The sequence below is a fragment of the Allobosea sp. CRIB-10 genome, assembly GCF_900112185.1.
Taxonomy (GTDB): Bacteria; Pseudomonadota; Alphaproteobacteria; order Rhizobiales; family Beijerinckiaceae; genus Allobosea.
Genome location: NZ_FOKP01000021.1, coordinates 78,315 through 98,911 on the forward strand (window position 1 = coordinate 78,315; position 20,597 = coordinate 98,911).

Sequence of the window (20,597 nt, forward strand, 5' to 3'; positions counted from 1 at the left end):
TCGTCAAAAGAAGACGTGGATGGTCGGGACGAGCCCGACCATGACGAGAGACACTCACACCTCGCGCAGCGCGATGCCGAATTCGGCCAGCCGCCGGACCAGATGCCTCGTCTCGACCAGCGTCTCTGGCAGATGCAATCCGCTCGTCGGCCGGCCCTTGCCCGCAAGTCCGAACAGGCCCTCGATCACGACCGCTATGCCCTTGGCGCTCAGAGCGGCGTAACCGTCCGGATCGACCAGCTCCCAGCGGAAGCGCCCTTCCCGGCCGTCCTTGCGCAATCCTGTGATCTCGATGATCACCTCATGCGAAGGTCCCTCGCCGCGCAGGGTGCTCGCCGTCCGCCCCTCGGCGAAATCGACGCGCACGCTCCTGGCCTCGCTCGCCGACAGGCTGAAGACGTCGACCAAGCCGACGGTCGCGCCGTCATGCACGCGTCCGTCGACGCCGGTAAAGCTGCGTTGCGTCTGCGGCGCGCCGATCCAGCGCCAAAGCCCCTCCGACCTGACCAGCGGCGCTGGGCCGATCGCGCCGATGCGATCCATGTCCTTCTGCGAGGCGAGCCCGAGCGGGTCGGCCGGATCGAAGACGAGACCGACCTCGATCGCATCGACGCGCTCGAAATCGGAGGCGGCGTGCAGCGCCGCGAGCGCCGGCACCGCGCCCATGCTGTGGCCGAGGAGGACGACCGGCGCAGCATGCGGCTGGCGGATGAAACCGGCGATGGCGGGGCCAACCTCGAAGACGCCATCCGACAGCGCGACATAGGCCGCGCCTTGGGCTGCCGCCCAGCGCTGCGTGCGCAGCGAGAGATCACGTACCGCCATCAGCACCACCGCCGGCTTGAGATCGGCCGGAAGGCCGAGATCGTCGTGTTCGAGATCGAGCGGGGCGCTGGTTGCGTGCCCGAGTTCCGCCGCCAGCGCCTTGGCCTTCGCAGTATCGCGTCCGGCAATCACCAGCGGCAGGTCGGGATGAAGCTGGCGCAGGGCGCGGGCCGTGCGCGAGCCGACGCTGCCATAGCCGCCCAGAATCAGGACAGGACCGAAAACAGGATCAGCCATTGGCGTTGGCCTCCGTGAAGACCGTGCCGAACTCCCTCATCCGGGCGACATAGTAGGCCGGGTCGATGACGCTGTCGGGGAAGTAGAGGCCGGGCTTCAACGCCTCGCCGCCGGCAAGCCCAAGGGCCCGCTCGGTCGCCAGCGCGACGCCGAGCGCGGTCAGCGGCGCCTGCCCCCGCGGGTGCACAACCTCATACGTCCGCGTGACGGGCTCGCCCGAATGCAGCATGCCCTCGATCGTGATCACGCCCTCGGTCGAGAACGGCTCGCCGCGCCTACGGCTGGCCGAGACGTCGAAGGCGAGATCGAAGCGGATGTTCCTGGCATCGGTCGCGGTGGCGAGGCTGAGGATGTCGAGGGGGCCGTAGGCGGCAGCGGGCAACGCGGTACCATCGACGCTGCGATAATGCGCCTTCGCCTCCTCCCCCGAAATCCAGGCGAAGCGACCATCCTTCACCGCCAATGCCGCCGAGCCCGACTGCGTGATGCGCTCATAGTCGGCCGAAGCGGCTTTCCCGCCCATGTCCTGCTCGTCGAGCAACACGCCGACATGGATCCGGTCGATCGAGCGGAAGGCCTTGGCATACTCCAGCGTCGGAAACAGGGTCGCGCCCGCGAGCCACTGGCTGGCGAGCACGACCGGCGCGGCCTGTGGCGCATGGATGAAGCGCGCGGCCTCGATGCCGATCTCGAAGGCGCCGCTGGAGACGCTGAGATGGGGGATGCCATGGCGCTGGGCGAAGCGCAGCGCTGTGCTCCAGTCATCCTTGACGAAGACGATCACGGCGCTGAAGCGCGCGGTCTCGGGCAAGCCGAGATCGGGCTTCGACAGGTCGGCGGCGAGCGCCTCGACACCGAGCTTGCCCGCGACGGCCTGTGCCTTGGCGAGGTCGCGACCGGCGATCGTCACAGGCAGGTTCGGATGCAGGCGCCGGATCGCTGCGGCAGCCTGCGCGCCGACGACGCCGGAGCCGCCGATGACGAGGACGGGGTGCTGTATGCTGGACATCTGATGGTCTCCATGACGGAGCCAGCCGCGAGAGGCTTGGCATTACTACTAAAGGTAACTTACTATAAGTAGGAATGTGATTTCCCTCTTGTCAAGCGGGCCTTCGCCGGGATTCTTGAATCGCCATGCCACAGACCTTCGCCGTCGCCTCAAGCCGCAAGCTGCCGAAGCAGGAACGCCGTGAGCAGTTGCTCGCCTGCGCGCAGGAGATGGTCCGCGAAGAGGGCACGGAAGCGCTGACCCTGGCGCGCGTCGCCGAACGCGCCGGCGTCACCAAGCCGGTGGCCTACGATCATTTCGGCACCCGCGAGACGCTGATGGTCGAGCTTTTCCGGCGCATCGACGACCGGCAGACGGCTTTGCTCGTCGACACATTGAAGACCACGGCGGGCCGGATCGACGCCATCGCCGCGACGATCGCGGCGGCCTATATGAGCTGCGCCCGCGAGGTCGGCACCGAATGGTACGCGCTCTCGGCCGCGCTGAAGGGCAGCGAGGCGATGGAGGCGGTGCAGCGCGAGCTCGTCGCCCGCTATGTCGGCATCTGGCAGGATGCCTTCGCGCCGCATGCGAGCCATCTGACAGCCGAGGAGTTGAACCTGCGCTGCATCGGCATCCTCGGCGCAGGCGAGGCGATCTCGCTCGAATTGCTGCGCGGCCATGTCGACGAGGGGCTGGCTGCGACAACGCTGGCAACCCTGGTCACGGCGACGATCGGCGCACCGGCTGCGGCGAGCTAACCTCTGCTCAAGAAGTGGGCAAGCCTAGCCAAAGTGCTTGGCAAAGAACCCCTTCCCCAACTGGAGCGAATGCGCATAGGCTACCCGAAACAGGGGAAGACGGCTGCATGGTCGCATTCGACGAGATGACAGGGGGAGAAGGTGGCCTGCGGGCGGCCTATGGCGAACTGGATCGCTGGCTGAAGGAGGCGCCGCCCGAGATGCTGGCGCTGCGCCGGTCGCAGGCCGAGCTGTTCTTTCGCCGGATCGGCATCACCTTTGCCGTCTATGGCGACGAGGAATCGACCGAGCGCCTGATCCCCTTCGACATCATTCCACGCGTCCTGACCAAGCCGGAATGGACCAAGCTGGAGAAGGGCCTGCGCCAGCGCGTCACCGCGCTCAACATGTTCCTGGCCGACGTCTACGGCAAGAAGGAGTGCCTGAAGGCCGGGATCATCCCGCCCGAGCTGGTCTATCGCAACGCCTGCTACCAGCTCGAGATGGTCGATTTCCAGGTGCCGCACGGCATCTACTGCCATATCGCCGGCATCGACATCGTCCGCGTCGACGCCGACACCTTCTATGTGCTCGAAGACAATGCCCGCACGCCCTCCGGCGTCTCCTACATGATGGAGAACCGCGAGGTGATGCTGCGGCTCTTCCCTGAGCTCTTCGCCACGCATCGCGTCGCGCCGGTCGACAACTATCCCGACCAGCTGCTGGCGACCTTGCGCTCGGTCGCGCCGCGCACGGCCTCCTCCGACCCGACGATCTGCCTGCTGACGCCCGGCCAGTACAATTCGGCCTTCTACGAGCACTCTTTCCTGGCCGACAAGCTCGGCGTCGAGCTAGTTGAGGGCTCGGACCTGCTGGTCAAGGACGACGTCGTCTACATGCGCACGACGCAAGGGCCCAAACGCGTCGACGTGATCTACCGCCGCATCGACGACGACTTCATCGACCCGCTGGTGTTCCGCAGTGACTCGGTGCTGGGGGTGCCCGGCATCATCGGCGCCTACAAGGCCGGCAACGTCACCCTCGCCAATGCGGTCGGCACCGGCGTCGCCGACGACAAGGCGGTCTACAGCTACATGCCGGAGATCGTGAAGTTCTTCACCGGCGAGGAGCCGATCCTGAAGAACGTGCCGACCTATCGCTGCCGCGAGCCCGAGGCCAACGCCTATGTGCTCGACAATCTCGAAAAGCTCGTCGTCAAGGAGGTCAACGGCTCCGGCGGCTACGGCATGCTGGTCGGCCCGCATGCCAGCAAGCAGCAGATCGAGACCTTCCGCAAGAAGCTGAAGAACCAGCCCGAGGGCTTCATCGCCCAGCCGACGCTGGCGCTCTCGACCTGCCCGACCTTCGTCGCCTCGGGCGTGGCGCCGCGCCATGTCGACCTCAGGCCCTATGTGCTTTCAGGCGCCAACGGCATCTCCTGCGTGCCGGGCGGGCTGACCCGCGTCGCGCTCAAGGAAGGCTCGCTCGTGGTCAATTCGAGCCAGGGCGGCGGCACCAAGGACACCTGGGTGCTCGACGCATGACGAAGCCCGTTCCCGCCTTCGATAGCTTCACCCCGGAATCCCGGATCTGAGCATGCTTTCCCGTACCGCCGACAGCCTCTACTGGGTCTCGCGCTATGTTGAGCGGGCCGAGTATCTCGCCCGCATCCTCGACGCCACCACCCGCCTGACCAACCTGCCCTCCGCCTACGGCGGCGCCGGCACCGAATGGCAGAGCGCCGTCGCCACCGCCGGCTGCGAGGAGACCTTCGCCAAGGCCTATGGCGAGGCGAACGAGCGCAATGTCTGCGACTTCCTCAGCTTCAATCCGGACAATCCCTCCTCGATCCGCAACTGCTTCGCCCTCGCCCGCTCGAACGCCCGCGCCGTGCGCACCGCATTGACCTCGGAGATGTGGGACGCGCTCAACGGCGCCTGGCTCGAACTGCAGCGCTTCGAGCGCCAGCGCATGGACCGCGAGGAGTTCGCCCGCTTCCTCGACTGGGTGAAGAACGTCTCGCTCGCCTTCGACGGCTCGGCCTACCGGACCATGCTGCGCGATGATGGCTACTGGTTCTCGCGCCTCGGCGTCAATGTCGAGCGGGCCGACAACACCGCCCGCATCCTCGACGTGAAGTATCATGTCCTTCTGCCCGAGACCGAGCAGGTCGGCGGCTCGCTCGACTATTTCCAGTGGACCACGATGCTGCGCGAGGTCTCGGCGCTGACCGCCTATCACTGGGTCTATCGCCAGGCGGTGAAGCCGGTGCTGATCGCCGACCTGCTGATCCTCAACCGGCGCATGCCGCGCTCGCTGGCGAGCTGCTATGAGAACATCTCGCGCTTCCTCGACCAGATCGGCGACGCCTACAACCGGCATGGGCCGGCCCAGCGCCAGGCCCGCAAGACCCTGACCGGCCTTGCCAATACGCCGATCGAGGCGGTGCTCCAGCGCGGGCTGCACGAGTTCATCGAGGACTTCATCACCGAGAACAACCGCCTCGGGAACGTCATCGTCGAACAATACCTGCAATAAGAGCTTCCCTTCCGCGCTCGAATTTGGATTCCTCACCGCATGCGGATCCGGATCTCCCACAGCATCGCCTATTCCTATGCCGAGCCGGCGCGCCAGCTCAGGCAGGTCCTGCGGCTGACGCCGCGCGACCATGACGGCCAGCATGTCATGTCATGGCGGATCGCGCCCGATATCGACGGGCGCCTGCACGCCGGTCAGGACCCGTTCGGCAACATCACCCACGACTTCTCGGCCGAAGGGGCGATCGAGGGCTACACGATCGAGATCAACGGCCTGGTCGAGACAATCGACCTTGCCGGCGCGGTCCGTGGGGTGACCGAAAAGGTGCCGCCGGACGTGTTCATGCGCGACACCCGCCTGACGCAGGGCAACGAAGCCTTGCGGGCGCTCGCCGACAAGGCGGCCAGCCGCGGCGGCAGCGACCTCTCCAGGCTGCATACGCTGATGGAGACGATCAAAGCCGAGCTCCGCTGCGTGCCGACGGCCGATCATCTCGGCATCGGGGCGGCCGCCTGCGCCGAGGCCGGCGAAGGCATCCCGCAGGATGTCGCCCATGTCTTCGTGGCCTGCGCACGCCTGCTCGGCGCCCCGGCACGCTATGTCTCCGGCTATGTCGCGGCCTCGGAGACCCTGCCCCATGCCGACGGCGCCCATGCCTGGGCCGAGGCCTATCTGCCGGAGTATGGCTGGATCGGTTTCGATGCCGCCAACGGGCTCTGCCCGATCGACACCCATGTGCGCGTCGCCGCCGGGCTCGACTTCGCCGACGCAGCCCCGGTCCGCGGCGCCCGCACCGGCGGCCAGGGCGAGAGCCTCCTGGTCGAGGTCAGGGCCCAGGCGGCCAAGCCGCGCTTCCAGGGGCAATAGCGGCGCAGGACACCCGCGCCGGCTTTCCATCATCCTCCCCCGTCATTCCGGCCGCAGCGAAGCGGGGCGCCGGAATGACGGAGCCACTCGGCCGCGCACCAACTTTCAGCGGATCATGCGCGCGGCGCTGTCGGCCATGCTCACCATCATATTGTAGCTGGAGACGATGCGGTTGGCATCGTTGGCTGCACCCTTGCGGACATCCCCCTTCGACTTGCCGAGCTTCTCGCGGAAATCGCGCAGATTGCCGAGCCAGGAACTGGCGGAGGAATCGATCATCGGCACGCCGGACGGGTTGCTGTCCTTGAAGCGGTCCATCTCCTTGATCGCACCGGAATAACCGGCGAGCGCCGTGTCGAAGGCGGCAAGATCGACAATCGGCTTCTCGTTGCTCGGCATCACGTCCATCACCGCGCGCGCATTGATCATGATGTTGCGCAGCTGCCAGCGGGCCTGGCGGCCCTCGCTCGCCTCGATCGCCGCCAGCTCGCGCGCATCGATGCCCTTCTTGTAGCCGTTGAGCTGGGCGCTGAAGGCGTTGCGCTCGCGCAGGAAGGCCTCCGCCGCCGGCACCATCTTGGCGTGCAGCTCGCGGCCCTCGGCGGCGTTGTCGTCGCGATAGTCCTTGCGCTCGTAATAGCGCTCGGCCCGGGTGATCAGCGGCGCCAGCTCCTGGTAGGCGGCGATGTAGCGCTTCACGGCGGCGTCGAGCTCGGGCTGCGCCGGCGGCTGGCCGGCGGCGGCTTCGGCCTTGGCGATCTCGTCCTTGACGTCATAGAGGCTGTAGAGCCCGTAGGAGATGTAGCGCTCCTTGCCGGTCGGGCCCTTCTTCATGTCGACCCAGCTCTTGTAGCGATCCCAGGATTCGATCGCCCGGATCGTCCGGTTGGAGAGCGAGGTATAGGCATTCGACTTGGCGATCGCCGCCTGCAGCTCGGGATCCTGCGCCGGCTTTTTCGCTGCGGTCTGCGGGGCGGCCTGCGCAAAGGCGGGCGGCGTCGCGGACACGGAGCAAAGCAGGGCTGCGAGGGAGAGGCTCAGCAGGCGGGAGGCCTTCATAGGGCACCTTTGGTCGACCACGGCCGGGCTTGAGGCCGCGCCACGTTATCGACGCTGGCGCAGCTGACCGCAACCAAAAGGCGACCTGAGGGAGCGCCTCAGCGCTCGACAGGCTCCCCCCGCATTGCCCAATCCTTGAAGCCGCCGAGATAGTGGCTGTCGATGTCGAGCCCCGCAGCCTGCGCGAATTCGAGCGCCCGCAGCGAGCGCACCCCGGCAGCGCAGGAGAGCACGATGCGCTTGCCCGGCTCGTTCGGCAGGTCGGCCGGATCGAACTGCGAGAGTGGCCGCGACACCGCGCCAGGAATGCGCCCGGCAGCGAATTCATGCGGCTCGCGCACATCGACGATGAGGATCGAGCCGTCGGCGAGGCCCGCCTTGATGGCGTCGATGTCGAGGTCGTGTACGATCATGCTGCAGCTCTCGTGGCGCTCAATTCAGGAGCTTCACCAGATAGAGTGTGAGCGCCGGAAATGCCACGCAGATGCCGAGCCTGATCACGTCGGCGCCGACGAAGGGCAGCACGCCGCGATAGATGCGCGTCACCGGCACGTCGCGCGCCAGCGAGGCGACGACGAAGACGTTGAGCCCGATCGGCGGGCAGGTCATGCCGATGCCGACCACGATCAGCACGAGGATGCCGAACCAGATCGCGATGTCGTCGGTCGGCATGCCGAAATCGAGCGCGGTCACGATCGGGAAGAACACCGGCAGCGTCAGCAGGATCATGGCGAGCTCGTCCATCACGCCGCCGAGCACGATGTAGAACAAGAGCAGACCGACCAGCACCGTATAGGGCGCCCAGCCGGAGGCCGCGATCATCTCCGCCGCCGCGGTCGGCACCTGCGTCAGCGCCAGGAAGGCGTTGAACACCTCCGCGCCGAGCAGGATGGCGAAGATCATCGCCGAGGTCTCGGCCGTCTGCAGGATCGCCTGCTTGATCTCGCCGGGGCCGAGCGTGCGCCGGAACAGCCCGATCAGGAGCATGATGAAGGCGCCGACCGAAGCGCCTTCGGTCGGCGTGAAGACGCCGCCATAGATGCCGCCGACAACGATGACGGCAACCGTCAACGCCGGGATGACGCCGATCAGCAGCGGCCAGCGCTCGCGCCAGGGCGTGCGCTCATGGGCCGGCGCGAGCGTGCCGTCGATGCGCGACATGATCCAGATGGTGATGCAGTAGAACGTCGCCGCCATCAGCCCGGGGATCAGCGCCGCCTGGAACAGCTTGGCGATGTTCTGCTCGGTCGAGATCGCATAGACGACCAGGATCACCGAGGGCGGGATCAGGATGCCGAGCGTGCCGCCGACCGCGGTGACGCCGCAGGCAAAGCCGGGATCGTAGCGATAGCTGCGCAATTGCGGCAGCGCGGCCCGGGCGAAGGTCGCGGTGGTCGCGACCGAGGAGCCGCAGATCGCGCCGAAGCCGGTGCAGGCGCCGATCATCGCCATGCCGAGCCCGCCGCGGCGATGGCCGATGAAGGCCGAGGCCGCCTTGAACAGGTCGCCCGCCAGTCCTGAACGCTCGGCGAAGGCGCCCATCAGCACGAAGAGCGGGATCACCGACAGCGTATAATTGGCGAAGATCTGGTAGGGCGTGGTGCGGATATAGTTGAGGAAGGGCTCGAGCCCGTTGAGCTGGATATAGCCGGCGCTGCCGACGACCAGCATGGCGAGGCCGATCGGCAGGCGCAGCGCCATCAGCGCCAGCATGACGGCAAAGCCGGTCACGGCCAGGGACGCGCCGCTCATCGGGGCTGCCTCATGAGGCGGCTGGCGCTGACGAAGGCGGCGAGCGAAACGAAGCCGGCGAGCACCGCGCAGAGCGCGATCGGCAGATAGCTCGGCAGCTGCAGCACCATGGTGTTCTCGCCGCTGGCGAGCGCCGAGCGCGCACCGACGCCGAGCCGCCAGGCGATCAGCGCCATGGCGAGGCCGTAGACCATGTCCCAGAGCGCATCGATGCCGTCGCGCCAGCGCTGCGGCAGCTTGAGAGTGAAGGTGTCGACGAAGATGTTGCCGCGCCGGAGCTGGCAGAACGGCAGGAAACAGAAGGCTGCGACCGCCGTCGCCATCTGCACCAGCTCGAAGTCGCCGGGCACGCCGGCCGCGCCGACGAGATCGCTGCGCAAGGTCACGCTGACCACGACCATGGTCGCGAGCGCGATCAGTAGCACGCCGCCGATGAGCGCGACCGCCTCCGCCACCGCGTCGATGCGCGATGGCGGCCTTTCCACCACCCTGTCTGTCATTGCGCGCTCAGGCGGCGTTCTGATGCTTGGTCAGCGCAGCCCGGGCAGCCGCAAGCAGCTTGTCGCCGTCGAGCCCCTTGTCCTTGGCGGTCTTGAGCCAGCCCTCGATCACCGGCGCGGTCGTCTTCTGCCACCGCTCGGCCTCGGCCTGCTCGATGGTGACGATGCTGTTGCCGCGCTTCTTCACCATCTCGGAGACGACGACGGCCTGCTCATCCCAGACCTTGCCGGCCATCGCCGAGGCGGCGGCGCCGGAGTTCTTGTCGATGATCGCCTTGAGATCGGGTGCGAGGCCCTCGTATTTCGCCTTGTTCATGGCGAGCACGAAGGTCGCGACATAGAAGGTCGGCGAGCCCGGGATCTCGGTGTGGTTCTTGACCAGTTCCTGCACCTTGATCGAGGGCACGACCTCCCAGGGCACGACGCAGCCGTCGATCACCCGCTGCGCCAGCGATTCCGGCACCTGCGGGATCGGCATGCCGATGGCGTTGGCGCCGAGCGCGCGCAGCGCCTCGCCCGCGAGCCGGGTCGGGAAGCGCAGCTTGAGGCCCTTCAGGTCCTCCATCGTCTTGACCGGCTTGTTGGCGTGGATCAGTCCGTGATCATGCGCCCAGAAGCAGATCGGATGGATGTCCTTGAATTCGTCCTTGAGGTGCTCCTTGGCATAGTCGGTCAGCGCCAGCGAGTTCACCAGCGCGCGCTTGTTGGCGACGAAAGGCAGCTCGAACGCCTCGATGCCGGTGAAGCGGCCGGGCGTGTTGCCGGGCAGCGTCCAGACGATGTCGACCACGCCGTCGCGGGCCTGGTCGAAGAGCTGCGGCGGGGTGCCGCCGAGCTGCATCGACGGAAAGATGTCGATCTTGATCCGGCCGTTCGATTCAGCGCCGACCTTGTCGGCCCAGGGCTTCAGGAACTTGGAATGCCCGTTCGCCACCGGCGGCAGGAAGTGGTGCATGCGCAGCGTCACTTCCTGGGCATTGGCACGCGTGGCGCGCAGCACGGCCGGCGCAGCTACGGCCGAGCCGGCGAGCGTCAGGAATCTGCGACGATCGAAAGTCATGAGGTCCCCTCCCGGGAATTCTGGATTGTTTCGTTCACCCCTGCCGCATTTTTTTGCGCGGCTAAGATCGCCTAGTGCATCGCACCAAAAAGTGGAACTCACTTTTCGGTTCGATGCTTGGACAAAAAAACGAGCCCCCGATCTCGCATTTCAGCCGACACATCGTGATTTGGCTCATCGCAACGGTGCAAGATCGAGAATGAAGCCAGCCGTAATACAACTCGGGCGCCACGGAGGATGGCGCCCAGGTCACAATAGTTTCATTCGCAACCAATTGGCAAGTGCCGGCGGCAGGACTGTTTGCCCCACCGCCAGGGCGATGCCATGTCAGGCCAGCGGCGGGATGCGCAGCACCCAGCCCGGCTGGATCAGGTCGGGGTCCTTCACCGGCGGCGTGTTGGCCTTGACGATCTCGGTGTATTTGGCGCCCTTGCCCTTGCCGTAATGCTCCTCGGCGATCTTCCAGAGGGTGTCACCCTTCTTCACCGTATAGAACACGGCGGCGGCGGCCTCCTTGTTGACGATCAGCTCCGATTCGACCGAACCCACGCCGGCGGTGTTGCCGATCGCCAGGATGATCTTCTCGGCCTCCTCGGTGGTCATCGCCTTGCCGGAGACCTTCACCTTGTCGCCGGACACGTCGATCTTGACGTCCGAGGGCAGGCCATGGCCCGCCAGTTCCTTCTGCAACTCGTCAGCCGTTGCCGCATTGGCCGAGCTCGACCCGAAGATCTTGGCGCCGGCATCCTTGATGAAACTGAACAGACCCATAGCGTGTTCTCCTCATGCGCTGGCCGCCCCGCCAGGATTGGCCGGACGATCGGGCCCCGCGCAACTCGACAGCCTTGGCGCATGTTCTGGTCGCAAAAGTGGCGATCACCTTGCGGAACACACTCCTAGGCAGGCCAGCCATGAAGCCTGCTCGGAACGACAACTGCAAGACGAAAGGTGAGCTCTGCCCTTCCCTCGCGTCGCCGGCACTGGCAGAACGGGGTAGAACGATGCCGACACTTGCGAAAGGCCCCCGATGATCGCTCTCACCCTCGCCCAGGCCAGCCTGATCGTCGACGGCGCGCTGAAATATGCGCATGAGAACGGCCTGAAGCCGCTCGCCATCGCCGTGCTCGACGCGCGCGGCGCGCAGAAGTTCTTCCTCGCCCAGGACGGCACCAGCCTGAAGCGCGGCGAGATCGCGCTCGGCAAGGCCAATGGTGCGATCGCGCTCGGTGTCGGCCCGCGCACGCTCAACAAGATGGCGCTGGAGCGCCCGCACTTCATCAACGGCGTCGCCGCCTCGGTCGGTGGGCCGGTCGTGCCGGTCCCCGGTGGTGCGCTCGTTCGCGATGCCGATGGCCACCTGATCGGCGTCGTCGGCATCTCCGGCGATACCTCGGACAATGACGAGGCAGCTGCGGTCGCCGGCATCGCGGCAGCCGGACTCACCGCCGAAACCGGCGGCTGAATTCTGGTATCCTCGCATGCGGCCCGGCCCGCCCGGCCTTGCGCCATGTCGCATTGCAAGGCCGGCGGATTTCCGGCATCGGGAGGTCACCGGCGGCCCTTGAAGCCGTCTTCAGGAACCACAACGATGAATATCGCCGCCGCCATCGAGGGCGAGACCGTCCAGACCGACGCGCTGATCATCGGCGCCGGCCCGTGCGGCCTGTTCGCCGTGTTCGAGCTCGGCCTGCTCGACATCAAGGCCCATCTCGTCGACATCCTGCCCAAGGTCGGCGGCCAATGCGCCGAGCTCTATCCGGAAAAGCCGATCTACGACATTCCCGGCTTCCCGCTCGTCACCGGCCAGGGGCTGGTCGACAATCTGATGGAGCAGATCAAGCCCTTCGGCGCGACCTTCCATCTCAACCAGATGATCGAGAAGGTCGAGGTGCTCGGCACCGCCGAGGCGCCGCGCTTTCGCCTGCGGACCGATGCCGGCACAGTGTTCGAGGCCAAGTCGGTGCTGATCGCCGCCGGCGGCGGCTCGTTCCTGCCGAAGAAGCCGCCGATCCCAAGCATCGAGGCCTATGAGGGCCGCGCCGACGGCGGCGGCGTGCACTATGCGGTGCGCAAGATGGAGGCCTTCCGCGACCGCGAGATCCTGATCGTCGGCGGCGGCGATTCGGCGCTCGACTGGACGCTGAACCTGCAGCCGATCGCCAAGCGCGTGACACTGATGCACCGCCGCGACGATTTCCGCGCCGCCCCCCATTCGGTCGAGCAGATGCGCGCCCTGGTCGCCTCCGGCGCGATGGACCTTAAGCTCGGCCAGGTGATGGGTCTCAAGGGCGAGGGCAACGAGCTGCACGGCGCGATCTGCCGCGACAATGCCGGCGCCGAGTTCGAGATCGCCTGCGGGACCATGCTGCCCTTCTTCGGGCTGACGATGAAGCTCGGCCCGATCGCCGACTGGGGCCTGAACCTCCACGAGAACCTGATCCCGGTCGACACCGAGAAGTTCGAGACCAACGTGCCCGGCATCTTCGCCGTCGGCGACATCAACACCTATCCGGGCAAGCTCAAGCTGATCCTGTCGGGCTTCCACGAGGCGGCACTCGCCGCCCAGAAGGTCCACCGCTACGTCTATCCGGAGAAGCGGCTGACCTTCCAGTACACGACCTCGTCGAGCGCCCTGCAGAAGAAGCTCGGCGTGGCCTGAGGCTTAGCGTCTCAACGCTGTCATCCCGGACAAGCCGCGAAGCGGCAAGCCCGGAACCCATGAACATGACATTGTTCCAGTTCGTCATGCTCGCCCTTGTGGCGAGCATCCACGTCTTGAACACGCCCCTCGACCAACGAAGACGGGGATGGTCGGGACAAGCCCGACCATGACGAAAAGCCAGTGTTCATGAATTCCGGGCTTAGGCCTACGGCCTGCCACCGGAACGACAGAGCGCGGGGCCTACCGCACAGCCGACATCGCTGACGACGGCGGCAGCATGTCATGCGCAGCCATGTCGTGCGCCGGGCGCGCGACCGGCTCGGCCGGCACCGGCTGGATCCGCGTCGCCGGCGAGCCCGACGGACCGCTATGGGCCGGCGCCTCCGCGACCACGCCCTCCTCCTCCGGCGGCGTCACGCGGTCGCGCAATTCGGCGATCGCGCCGTCGAGCGGGTGGAAGCTGAAGCGGATCTTGTGTGTACCGGCCGGGACCTGCACGGCGCGGAACAGGACATTCGCCCTGAGGATATCGACCTCCTGCCCGTCGAGCTCGGCCTTCCACCAGGGGTGCCAGATGTCGTTGAGCACGACGAAGCCAGGCTGGGCGGTCGTGACTTCGATCTCGACCACCGTGTTGCGGTAGCGCTTCAGCTTGACCTCGGCATTGCTCGCGACCGGTCCCTCGGGCACGCCGGGCTCCGGCTCCTGGTCGAGCAGGACGACGCGCTGCGGATCGGCCTCCGGCCACTTGCCGGCAGACTTCATCCCCTCGAAATCTGCGAGCTGCCAGCCGCCGACGAACATCACGCGCGGCAGCGCCCGCGGGTTTTCGTAGATGTAGCCGTCCTTGGTGTAGGCGACGAGCTTGAGGTCGCCGGCGCGCAGGGAGCGATCGACCTGGCCGATCGGCACCCGCGTCGCGATGTAACGCAGGCCGAGAAAATCGGCGAGGCGACAGCGATAGGATGGGAACAGCGGCGTGAACACGCGCTGGTCGGGGCCTGCGATCGTGTCGCGCGTGCCCACGGCGTCCGAGAAATCCGCCAGCCGCAGCGGGTTGTAGCCGAGCGTATGGTCGAAGCCGTGGATCATGCCGGCATTCGGCCATTCGAAGCCCATGCCGAGGAGTTCGACCCGGTCGCGCCGGGCCGAATCCGGCGGCTGCGCCGTGAGCTTCTTCAGCACCGCGACGGTCTCGTTCTTGGTCTCCGGCCGCAGCACATCATAGAGCTCCGGCGCCAGCGCCGTCGATTCGTTCGGGCCGTTGTTCGCGGCGAGATCGGCGGCGACGACGCCCGTGACGATCAGGCTCGCCGCCAGCGGCGCCGCAACGCCGCGCCAGCGCGTCAATGCCACGAGGAGCGCCATCGCCGTGACAAACCAGGCCAGCGCGCTGGCGCCCGGCAGGACGGCGTCGCCGAGATGCCCCTCCTGCCGCGACACCAGCAGCGCCACGACGAGAAGACCTGCCAGCGCCGCCGCGCCGATCCCAAGTTCGCGCCAGAGCAGCCGGCGCTGCTCCTCGCGCAGGATGCGGTGCAGCAGATAGCCCGACAGAACGGCGGCGAGCCCGCCGATCAGGAAGGTCGCGTCGGCCGGGCGGCGGAACGCCTTCACGCCCGGCAGGTAGTCATAGGCCAGGTGGAAGAACGGCGTGTAGCGCCCGAGCGCGAACAGCACCATCAGCACGAACAGGATGGTGTAGGGCCGGATCGCCTTGTCCCAGAGCCAGCCTCGCGTCAGACCCGGCACGATCAACAGCAGGAAAGGCAGCGCGCCGACATAGACCTGCCCCATGTTCTGCGACAGGAAGAGCTCCTTGGCATTCCATTGCGGACTGTACGGACCCCAGAAGTCGATGGCCGGATCGCGCGCGCCGAACAGGTCGCCGACGAAGGCGGTCAGCAGGGAGGCCGGGTGCAGCGAGCCCCTGCCCGCCTCGACGAGATCGATGGCCGGCCGCGTCGTCGCCTCGGCGAAGAGCCAGGTCCAGAGCAGCGGCACGGCGATGGTGACGAGGCCGGCAAAGCACGCGGCCGCGATCGGCGCCATGCTCTCGCGGACGCCCGCCCAGCCCTCCGAGAGCCAATGGGCGACGACCATGCCGATCAGGATATAGGCGCCGAGCAGCGCGACCTGGTCGGGCTCAAGCACCATCATGCCGGCGGAAAAGCCGGCAAGCAGCCCATAGCGCAGCGAGGCGCGCTGCAGCATCCGCGCCGTCAGCCAGAACGACAGCCCGAAGAAGGCGAAGCTGGCGATCTGCCCGACATGCTGGACGCGCCAGGCGGCGGAGGCGCCGAAGGCGAAGACCAGCGCCGCGAGCAGCGCGCCGGCCGGATGCCAGTTGCGGTCGCGGAAGAACATCAGCATGGCGAGCCCGCCGACCAGCAGATGCGCCAGCACATAGGCATCGACCGCACGGAAGCTCGGCGAGGGATTGAAAAGCGCCAGCAGGATGGCCGGCGAGAAGATCAGCGATTGCGGATCGGCGACCTGCGGCGAGCCGGCGAAGACGTTGTGCGTCCAGAACGGCGACTGGCCCGAGTGCAGCGCCTGCGCCAGGAACTGGATTTGCGCCTGGAAATGCGCCTTGGCGTCGAACGGAATCGTCACAGCCCCCGAAAGCCAGGGCCAGCACAGCGCCACCCAGGCGCAACAGAACAGCACGGCCGCCAGCCAATAGCTGGAGCCCGATCTCCACACGGCTTTCAACTGGACCCCCAAGGCCCCCGGCGCGCCCGGCGCGCATGATCACGCGCCGATCACGCCGATGTGATCAGGATCGACGATGAAGGTTCCGCGATGAACCGAAACTGAATGAAACTGAACGCTGTCGATCGGGCGCGCGGCTGTGGCGCGACAGCGTCACCATGCCGCTGCTGCCGGCACGCCGTCTCAGCGCTTCTGCGCCACCCAGGCCGCGAGGACGCGCCGCTCATCCGCGGTCATGCCCGAGAGGTTGTTCGGCGGCATGGCGTGGGTCAGCACCGCCTGTACGCCGATGGCGCGGCGCTGGCGGGCGATCAATTCTGGCTCGTGCAGGAAGACGCCCTTGGGCGCGATGCCGATGCCGGGCCAGGACGGCTCGGGCGCATGGCACATGGCGCAGCGCCCGGTGACGATGTTGGCGACCTCCGGCGACGGCGCGACGAGGCCGGCGAGCATCACCGGCTTCACCGAATCGAGCGGCTTCAGGCCGAGACGCTCGCGCCCGCCGGGCGAGGACGCCATCGCCACCCAGAAGGCGAGCCACAGCGCCAGCGCCGCCACCGCCCAGGTCCACCAGGGGGATTTGGCATGGTCGGCATGGCGGACATTGTAGAAGTGGCGGATCAGCGCGCCGGCGACGATGATCAGCGCGACCAGGACCGGAATCACCGCCGAATTGGCGTAGGTCACCGGGTAGTGGTTCGCCAGCATCAGGAACAGCACCGGCAAGGTGATGTAGTTGTTGTGCAGCGAGCGCTGCTTGGCCTGCTTGCCGTATTTCGGATCGGGCACCTCGCCGGCGACCATCGCGGCGATGGTCTTGCGCTGGCCCGGCATGATCACGAAGAAGACGTTGGCCGACATGATCGTCGCCATCAGCGCGCCGGTATGGATCAGCGCGCCGCGCCCGGAGAAGACCGAGGCGAAGGCCCAGCTGGCGGTAACCACATAGCCGAAGCCGAGCAGGCCGAGCACGACGTCGTTCTTCCCCAGCGGCGACTTGCAGAGCAGGTCGTAGAACAGCCAGCCGCCGGCCAATGCCGCGATCCCGATCGCGCCGGCCGCGAAGGGCGACAGCGCCATCACCGCCGGGTCGATCAGATAGAGTTCCGACTGGGCGTAATAGACCCAGACCAAGAGGAAGAAGCCGGAGATCCAGGTCCAGTAGGCCTGCCATTTGTGCCAGGTCAGCTCCTTCGGCAGCACCTCCGGCGCGACCAGATATTTGCGCATCGCATAGAAGCCGCCGCCATGGACCTGCCAGGCGAGGAACTGCGTCGGCTGGCCGGCTTCGGTCTTAGGCGCATCGGGCGCGGCCCTGAGCGACGCGTCGAGATGGATGAAGAAGAAGGACGAGCCGATCCAGGCGATCGCCGCGATCACATGCAGCCAGCGCAGGAGCTGACTGCCCCACTCCATCAAATAGGCCTCAAGCACGGACGGACTCCGATCGGGGCCGCGTGCGCGCGAATTGACAGGGCGGAATCCGGGAGGGAACTTGCATCGGATTCCAGACTAGGTTCGCAGCCTTGGAAGGCAAGCGGCATTGCGCCGGGCGAACACAGCAAACGGGGAAAGGATCAGGCATGGGGCGTCTGTCGACGCATGTGCTCGACACGGTCAATGGCAAGCCGGCCGCGGGTGTCGCGATCGCGCTCGACGCGCTGCTGCCGGACGGCAGCCGCAGCCGCATCGTCGACGTGGTGACCAATGCCGATGGCCGCACCGACCATCCCCTGCTCAGCGGCACGCTGCTGGTCGGCAGCTATGAGCTGACCTTCGCCATCGGCGACTATTTCCGCCATCTCGGCACGACACTGCCCGAGCCCGCCTTCCTCGACCTGGTGCCGATCCGCTTCGCCATCGCCGAGCCGGAGGGGCACTACCACGTGCCCCTGCTCGCCTCGCCCTGGAGCTATTCCACCTATCGCGGCAGCTAAAAAACGAATCTGTCGCCAACGGCTTGCAAGCCGCACTTGAATCACCGTGACATGGACTTCGATTTGCCTATGAGCGCCTCCCCCTATCCCCGCGACCTCGTCGGCTATGGTCGCACCCCGCCGCATCCGCATTGGCCGGGCGAAGCGCGGATCGCCGTGCAGTTCGTGGTCAACTACGAGGAGGGCGGCGAGAACAACATCCTGCATGGCGACGCCGCCTCGGAGGCCTTCCTCTCCGAGATCGTCGGCGCCGCGCCCTGGCCCGGCCAGCGCCATATGAACATGGAGTCGATCTACGAATACGGCTCGCGCGCCGGCTATTGGCGGCTGTGGCGGATGTTCACGCAGCGCAACATGCCGGTCACGGTCTTTGCCGTCGCCTCGGCCCTGCAGCGCTATCCGCAGATCGTCTCGTCGATGCAGGAGGCCGGCTGGGAGATCGCGACCCACGGCCTGAAATGGATCGACTACCGCGACGCCCCCGTCGAGATCGAGCGCGCCCATATCCTCGAGGCGATCCGGATCCAGACCGAGCTCGCCGGGGAGCGCCCGCTCGGCTGCTATCAGGGGCGCAGCTCGGTCAACACCATCCCGCTGACCATGGCGGAAGGCGGCTTCCTCTACACCGCCGACGTCTATGCCGACGAACTGCCCTACTGGCTGAAGGGGCCGCACGGCCCGCAGCTCGCCGTGCCCTATACGCTCGACACCAACGACATGCGCTTCGCCACGCCGCAGGGCTTCAACAGCGGCGATCAGTTCTTCGCCTATCTCAAGGACTCGTTCGACACGCTCTATGCCGAGGGCGAGACCGCCCCGAAGATGATGTCGGTCGGCCTGCATTGCCGCCTCGTCGGCCGGCCCGGCCGCGCCGCGGCGCTCGCCCGCTTCCTCGACTATGTCCAGAGCCATGACCGGGTCTGGGTCGCGACGCGGCTCGACATCGCCCGCCATTGGGTCAGGACGCATCCGCCGGAAGGCGGCTACCAGCCCTCGCGGCTGCCGCGGGCCTTGTTCACCGAGATCTATGGCCGCGTATGGGAGCATTCGCCCTGGATCGCCGAGCAGACCCATGCCGCCGGGCTCTCGCCGGCGCAGGACAACGCTGAAGGCCTGCACGCCGCGATGGTCGCGGTGATGCGCAAGGCGCCGCGCGAACGCCAGAAGACGCTGCTCGACGCCCATCCCGACCTCGCCGGCAAGATCGCCGCAGCCGGCGAGCTGACGCCGGAATCGGCGAGCGAGCAGGGCTCGGCCGGGCTCGACCGGCTGACCTCGGACGAGCGCGCCCGCTTCACCGCGCTGAACGAGGCCTACAAAGCCCGCTTCGGCATCCCCTTCATCCTGGCGGTCAAGGGGCTGAGCAAGGCAGACATCCTCGCCTCCTTCGAGCAGCGACTGACCAGCACACCGGAGCAGGAATTCGCGACGGCGCTCGCGCAAGTCGAGAAGATCGCGCTCATCAGGCTGAAAGAACTGCTGCCCGCAGCCTAGAGCGCGTTCGTCTTCTTTCGCCCCGCCGGATCGACCATCCGCGCCAGCCACCACGTCGTCCCGGCGGGGTCCTTGACCCCGCCGCGGCGATCGCCGTCGCCCTTCTCCTCCGGCGCCTGGATCAGCGTGCCGCCGGCCGCCACCGCCTTCGCGATCAGGGCGTCGGGATCTTCGACATAGACATGAACATGGGATTCCGGCCCTCCCGGAGCTTCGCCCAGCATCACGATCGAATCGTCGATCCTGAGCTCGGCATGCATGATCCCGCCATCCTCGCGCCTTGCGATGAAGCTGGGATCGGCCCCGAACACCGCCTTGGCGAAGGCGAGCGCCTTCTCGGCATCGGCGACCATGAGATAGGGCGAGACGGCGTTGTGCCCTTCGGGCTTGTGCATGGCGTCCTCCTGTTTCCGTGAAGGCAACTTGGCGAAGCGTCGGCTGTTCCGGCCGGCTAGAGCCCGCTGACCAAATGCCCGCCATCGACCGCGACCACCGCGCCGGTCATGTAGCGCCCGGCATCCGAGCAGAGCAGCAGCAGCGGCCCGTCGAGATCGTCGAGCTCCCCGGCCCGGCGCATCGGGATGCGCTTCTTCAGCGCCTCGCCGGCGTCGCCGGCGAAGAATTCGCGGTTGATGTCGGTGACGATGTAGCCCGGCGCCAGCGCATTGACCCTGATGGCGTGCCGCGCCCATTCCAGCGCCAGCGCCTTCGTCATCTGGATCAGCCCCGCCTTGGAGATCGCATAGGGCGCGACCCGGCCGGCGACGCGCTCGCCGAGGATCGAGGCGATGTTGACGACCGCACCGCCGCCACCCTGCCCGGCCATGACCTTAGCCGCCGCCTGCGCCGCGAAGAAGCAGCCCTTCAGGTTGACGTCGAGCTGCGCATCCCATTGCGCCTCGCTGACCGAAAGCGCAGCTTCCGTCTCGCCGACGCCGGCATTGTTGACGAGCACGTCGAGCCCGCCGAGCAGGCTGGCGGCCTCGGAGACGCCTGCCTCGATCGCCGCGACCGAGCTGACATCGAGCGCAAGCGGCAAGACCTTGCCCGGCAAACCCTCGCACTCACGCGCCAGGTCCTGCAGCCGCTCGGTTCGCCGTGCCGCGGCGGCGACCAGCGCGCCCTTTCCTGCCAACAGTCGGGCGAAATGCGCGCCGAGTCCCGAGGACGCACCTGTCACCAACACCCCCTTGCCCTTGAGATCCTCGAACATCGGCCCGCCT

General features: G+C 67.1%; 20 protein-coding genes. 8 read left to right on the plus strand and 12 right to left on the minus strand.

The genetic code is table 11. The features are described from left to right. Positions 1–54: 54 nt before the first annotated feature. Positions 55–1,062 (minus strand): saccharopine dehydrogenase NADP-binding domain-containing protein, encoded by a 1,008-nt coding sequence (locus BMZ69_RS22705; RefSeq protein ID WP_092161066.1) that lies wholly within the window; start codon positions 1,060–1,062, stop codon positions 55–57. Beyond that, positions 1,055–2,071 (minus strand): saccharopine dehydrogenase family protein, encoded by a 1,017-nt coding sequence (locus tag BMZ69_RS22710; protein ID WP_175506930.1) that lies wholly within the window; start codon positions 2,069–2,071, stop codon positions 1,055–1,057. Before BMZ69_RS22710 ends, BMZ69_RS22705 begins: the two co-directional genes overlap by 8 nt. Positions 2,072–2,196: 125 nt before the next feature. On the opposite strand from BMZ69_RS22710, the gene BMZ69_RS22715 reads away from it, so the two are divergent. The 4 genes from BMZ69_RS22715 (at position 2,197) to BMZ69_RS22730 (ending at position 6,195) form a co-directional block, all read left to right on the plus strand. Beyond that, on the plus strand, positions 2,197–2,811 hold the full coding sequence (locus BMZ69_RS22715) for a TetR/AcrR family transcriptional regulator (RefSeq protein WP_092161068.1): 615 nt from the start codon (positions 2,197–2,199) through the stop codon (positions 2,809–2,811). Positions 2,812–2,918: 107 nt separating this feature from the next. Continuing rightward, a complete protein-coding gene (locus BMZ69_RS22720; protein WP_092161070.1) occupies positions 2,919–4,334 on the plus strand; it encodes a circularly permuted type 2 ATP-grasp protein in 1,416 nt (471 codons plus the stop codon). Between the two features lie 52 nt (positions 4,335–4,386). Further along, positions 4,387–5,328 carry an alpha-E domain-containing protein gene (locus BMZ69_RS22725; protein ID WP_092161072.1) on the plus strand — a complete coding sequence of 314 codons (942 nt, stop codon included), beginning with the start codon at positions 4,387–4,389 and terminating at the stop codon, positions 5,326–5,328. Between the two features lie 39 nt (positions 5,329–5,367). Further along, positions 5,368–6,195, plus strand: a complete 828-nt coding sequence (locus tag BMZ69_RS22730; RefSeq protein WP_092161074.1) for a transglutaminase family protein — start codon at positions 5,368–5,370, stop codon at positions 6,193–6,195. A gap of 105 nt (positions 6,196–6,300) precedes the next feature. Here BMZ69_RS22730 and BMZ69_RS22735 read toward each other — a convergent pair whose 3' ends face one another. The 6 genes from BMZ69_RS22735 to lysM all read right to left on the minus strand — a co-directional run bounded on the left by BMZ69_RS22735 (position 6,301) and on the right by lysM (position 11,337). After that, positions 6,301–7,254, minus strand: coding sequence for a YiiG family protein (locus tag BMZ69_RS22735; RefSeq protein ID WP_092161077.1), 954 nt, complete (start codon positions 7,252–7,254; stop codon positions 6,301–6,303). A 98-nt stretch (positions 7,255–7,352) separates the two neighbouring features. Next, positions 7,353–7,667, minus strand: coding sequence for a rhodanese-like domain-containing protein (locus BMZ69_RS22740; protein ID WP_092161079.1), 315 nt, complete (start codon positions 7,665–7,667; stop codon positions 7,353–7,355). Positions 7,668–7,686: 19 nt separating this feature from the next. Continuing rightward, the gene (locus tag BMZ69_RS22745; RefSeq protein ID WP_092161081.1) at positions 7,687–9,006 is read right to left on the minus strand and encodes a TRAP transporter large permease; all 1,320 of its coding nucleotides are present in this window, start codon (positions 9,004–9,006) and stop codon (positions 7,687–7,689) included. Further along, complete coding sequence (locus BMZ69_RS22750) at positions 9,003–9,506, minus strand: TRAP transporter small permease (protein WP_092161083.1); 504 nt, start codon at positions 9,504–9,506, stop codon at positions 9,003–9,005. The genes BMZ69_RS22745 and BMZ69_RS22750 overlap by 4 nt, the downstream gene beginning before the upstream one ends. A 7-nt stretch (positions 9,507–9,513) precedes the next feature. Further along, positions 9,514–10,566: a TRAP transporter substrate-binding protein gene (locus BMZ69_RS22755; RefSeq protein WP_092161084.1), complete on the minus strand. Its 1,053-nt coding sequence runs from the start codon at positions 10,564–10,566 to the stop codon at positions 9,514–9,516. A gap of 327 nt (positions 10,567–10,893) precedes the next feature. Next, entirely contained in the window at positions 10,894–11,337 is a 444-nt protein-coding gene (lysM, locus tag BMZ69_RS22760; RefSeq protein ID WP_092161086.1) for a peptidoglycan-binding protein LysM, read from the minus strand. 256 nt (positions 11,338–11,593) lie between these two features. Between lysM and BMZ69_RS22765 the strand changes: the two genes are divergently transcribed. Both BMZ69_RS22765 and BMZ69_RS22770 read left to right on the plus strand, forming a co-directional pair. Continuing rightward, on the plus strand, positions 11,594–12,028 hold the full coding sequence (locus BMZ69_RS22765) for a GlcG/HbpS family heme-binding protein (RefSeq protein WP_092161088.1): 435 nt from the start codon (positions 11,594–11,596) through the stop codon (positions 12,026–12,028). 126 nt (positions 12,029–12,154) lie between these two features. Beyond that, entirely contained in the window at positions 12,155–13,225 is a 1,071-nt protein-coding gene (locus BMZ69_RS22770; protein ID WP_092161090.1) for an NAD(P)/FAD-dependent oxidoreductase, read from the plus strand. A gap of 243 nt (positions 13,226–13,468) precedes the next feature. Here BMZ69_RS22770 and BMZ69_RS22775 read toward each other — a convergent pair whose 3' ends face one another. After that, on the minus strand, positions 13,469–15,943 hold the full coding sequence (locus tag BMZ69_RS22775) for a glycosyltransferase family protein (RefSeq protein ID WP_139219150.1): 2,475 nt from the start codon (positions 15,941–15,943) through the stop codon (positions 13,469–13,471). 183 nt (positions 15,944–16,126) lie between these two features. Next, positions 16,127–17,359 carry a urate hydroxylase PuuD gene (locus BMZ69_RS22780; protein WP_092161094.1) on the minus strand — a complete coding sequence of 411 codons (1,233 nt, stop codon included), beginning with the start codon at positions 17,357–17,359 and terminating at the stop codon, positions 16,127–16,129. Between the two features lie 167 nt (positions 17,360–17,526). On the opposite strand from BMZ69_RS22780, the gene uraH reads away from it, so the two are divergent. Then, complete coding sequence (gene uraH, locus BMZ69_RS22785) at positions 17,527–17,880, plus strand: hydroxyisourate hydrolase (RefSeq protein WP_092161096.1); 354 nt, start codon at positions 17,527–17,529, stop codon at positions 17,878–17,880. 69 nt (positions 17,881–17,949) lie between these two features. Beyond that, on the plus strand, positions 17,950–19,374 hold the full coding sequence (gene puuE, locus BMZ69_RS22790; protein WP_092161153.1) for an allantoinase PuuE: 1,425 nt from the start codon (positions 17,950–17,952) through the stop codon (positions 19,372–19,374). Here the strand turns inward: puuE and BMZ69_RS22795 are convergent. Further along, positions 19,371–19,769 (minus strand): VOC family protein, encoded by a 399-nt coding sequence (locus BMZ69_RS22795; protein WP_092161109.1) that lies wholly within the window; start codon positions 19,767–19,769, stop codon positions 19,371–19,373. The two genes, puuE and BMZ69_RS22795, sit on opposite strands and share 4 nt — an antisense overlap. 56 nt (positions 19,770–19,825) lie before the next feature. After that, positions 19,826–20,587 carry an SDR family NAD(P)-dependent oxidoreductase gene (locus BMZ69_RS22800; protein ID WP_092161111.1) on the minus strand — a complete coding sequence of 254 codons (762 nt, stop codon included), beginning with the start codon at positions 20,585–20,587 and terminating at the stop codon, positions 19,826–19,828. Between the last annotated feature and the right edge of the window lie 10 nt (positions 20,588–20,597).

What these genes read in the sequence shown, in the direction of transcription:
- BMZ69_RS22705 (WP_092161066.1), bottom strand. Translation starts at nt 1,062, where the DNA reads ATGGCTGATCCTGTTTTCGGTCCTGTCCTGATTCTGGGCGGCTATGGC.
- BMZ69_RS22710 (WP_175506930.1), bottom strand. Translation starts at nt 2,071, where the DNA reads ATGTCCAGCATACAGCACCCCGTCCTCGTCATCGGCGGCTCCGGCGTC.
- BMZ69_RS22715 (WP_092161068.1), top strand. Translation starts at nt 2,197, where the DNA reads ATGCCACAGACCTTCGCCGTCGCCTCAAGCCGCAAGCTGCCGAAGCAG.
- BMZ69_RS22720 (WP_092161070.1), top strand. Translation starts at nt 2,919, where the DNA reads ATGGTCGCATTCGACGAGATGACAGGGGGAGAAGGTGGCCTGCGGGCG.
- BMZ69_RS22725 (WP_092161072.1), top strand. Translation starts at nt 4,387, where the DNA reads ATGCTTTCCCGTACCGCCGACAGCCTCTACTGGGTCTCGCGCTATGTT.
- BMZ69_RS22730 (WP_092161074.1), top strand. Translation starts at nt 5,368, where the DNA reads ATGCGGATCCGGATCTCCCACAGCATCGCCTATTCCTATGCCGAGCCG.
- BMZ69_RS22735 (WP_092161077.1), bottom strand. Translation starts at nt 7,254, where the DNA reads ATGAAGGCCTCCCGCCTGCTGAGCCTCTCCCTCGCAGCCCTGCTTTGC.
- BMZ69_RS22740 (WP_092161079.1), bottom strand. Translation starts at nt 7,667, where the DNA reads ATGATCGTACACGACCTCGACATCGACGCCATCAAGGCGGGCCTCGCC.
- BMZ69_RS22745 (WP_092161081.1), bottom strand. Translation starts at nt 9,006, where the DNA reads ATGAGCGGCGCGTCCCTGGCCGTGACCGGCTTTGCCGTCATGCTGGCG.
- BMZ69_RS22750 (WP_092161083.1), bottom strand. Translation starts at nt 9,506, where the DNA reads ATGACAGACAGGGTGGTGGAAAGGCCGCCATCGCGCATCGACGCGGTG.
- BMZ69_RS22755 (WP_092161084.1), bottom strand. Translation starts at nt 10,566, where the DNA reads ATGACTTTCGATCGTCGCAGATTCCTGACGCTCGCCGGCTCGGCCGTA.
- lysM (WP_092161086.1), bottom strand. Translation starts at nt 11,337, where the DNA reads ATGGGTCTGTTCAGTTTCATCAAGGATGCCGGCGCCAAGATCTTCGGG.
- BMZ69_RS22765 (WP_092161088.1), top strand. Translation starts at nt 11,594, where the DNA reads ATGATCGCTCTCACCCTCGCCCAGGCCAGCCTGATCGTCGACGGCGCG.
- BMZ69_RS22770 (WP_092161090.1), top strand. Translation starts at nt 12,155, where the DNA reads ATGAATATCGCCGCCGCCATCGAGGGCGAGACCGTCCAGACCGACGCG.
- BMZ69_RS22780 (WP_092161094.1), bottom strand. Translation starts at nt 17,359, where the DNA reads ATGGAGTGGGGCAGTCAGCTCCTGCGCTGGCTGCATGTGATCGCGGCG.
- uraH (WP_092161096.1), top strand. Translation starts at nt 17,527, where the DNA reads ATGGGGCGTCTGTCGACGCATGTGCTCGACACGGTCAATGGCAAGCCG.
- puuE (WP_092161153.1), top strand. Translation starts at nt 17,950, where the DNA reads ATGAGCGCCTCCCCCTATCCCCGCGACCTCGTCGGCTATGGTCGCACC.
- BMZ69_RS22795 (WP_092161109.1), bottom strand. Translation starts at nt 19,769, where the DNA reads ATGCACAAGCCCGAAGGGCACAACGCCGTCTCGCCCTATCTCATGGTC.
- BMZ69_RS22800 (WP_092161111.1), bottom strand. Translation starts at nt 20,587, where the DNA reads ATGTTCGAGGATCTCAAGGGCAAGGGGGTGTTGGTGACAGGTGCGTCC.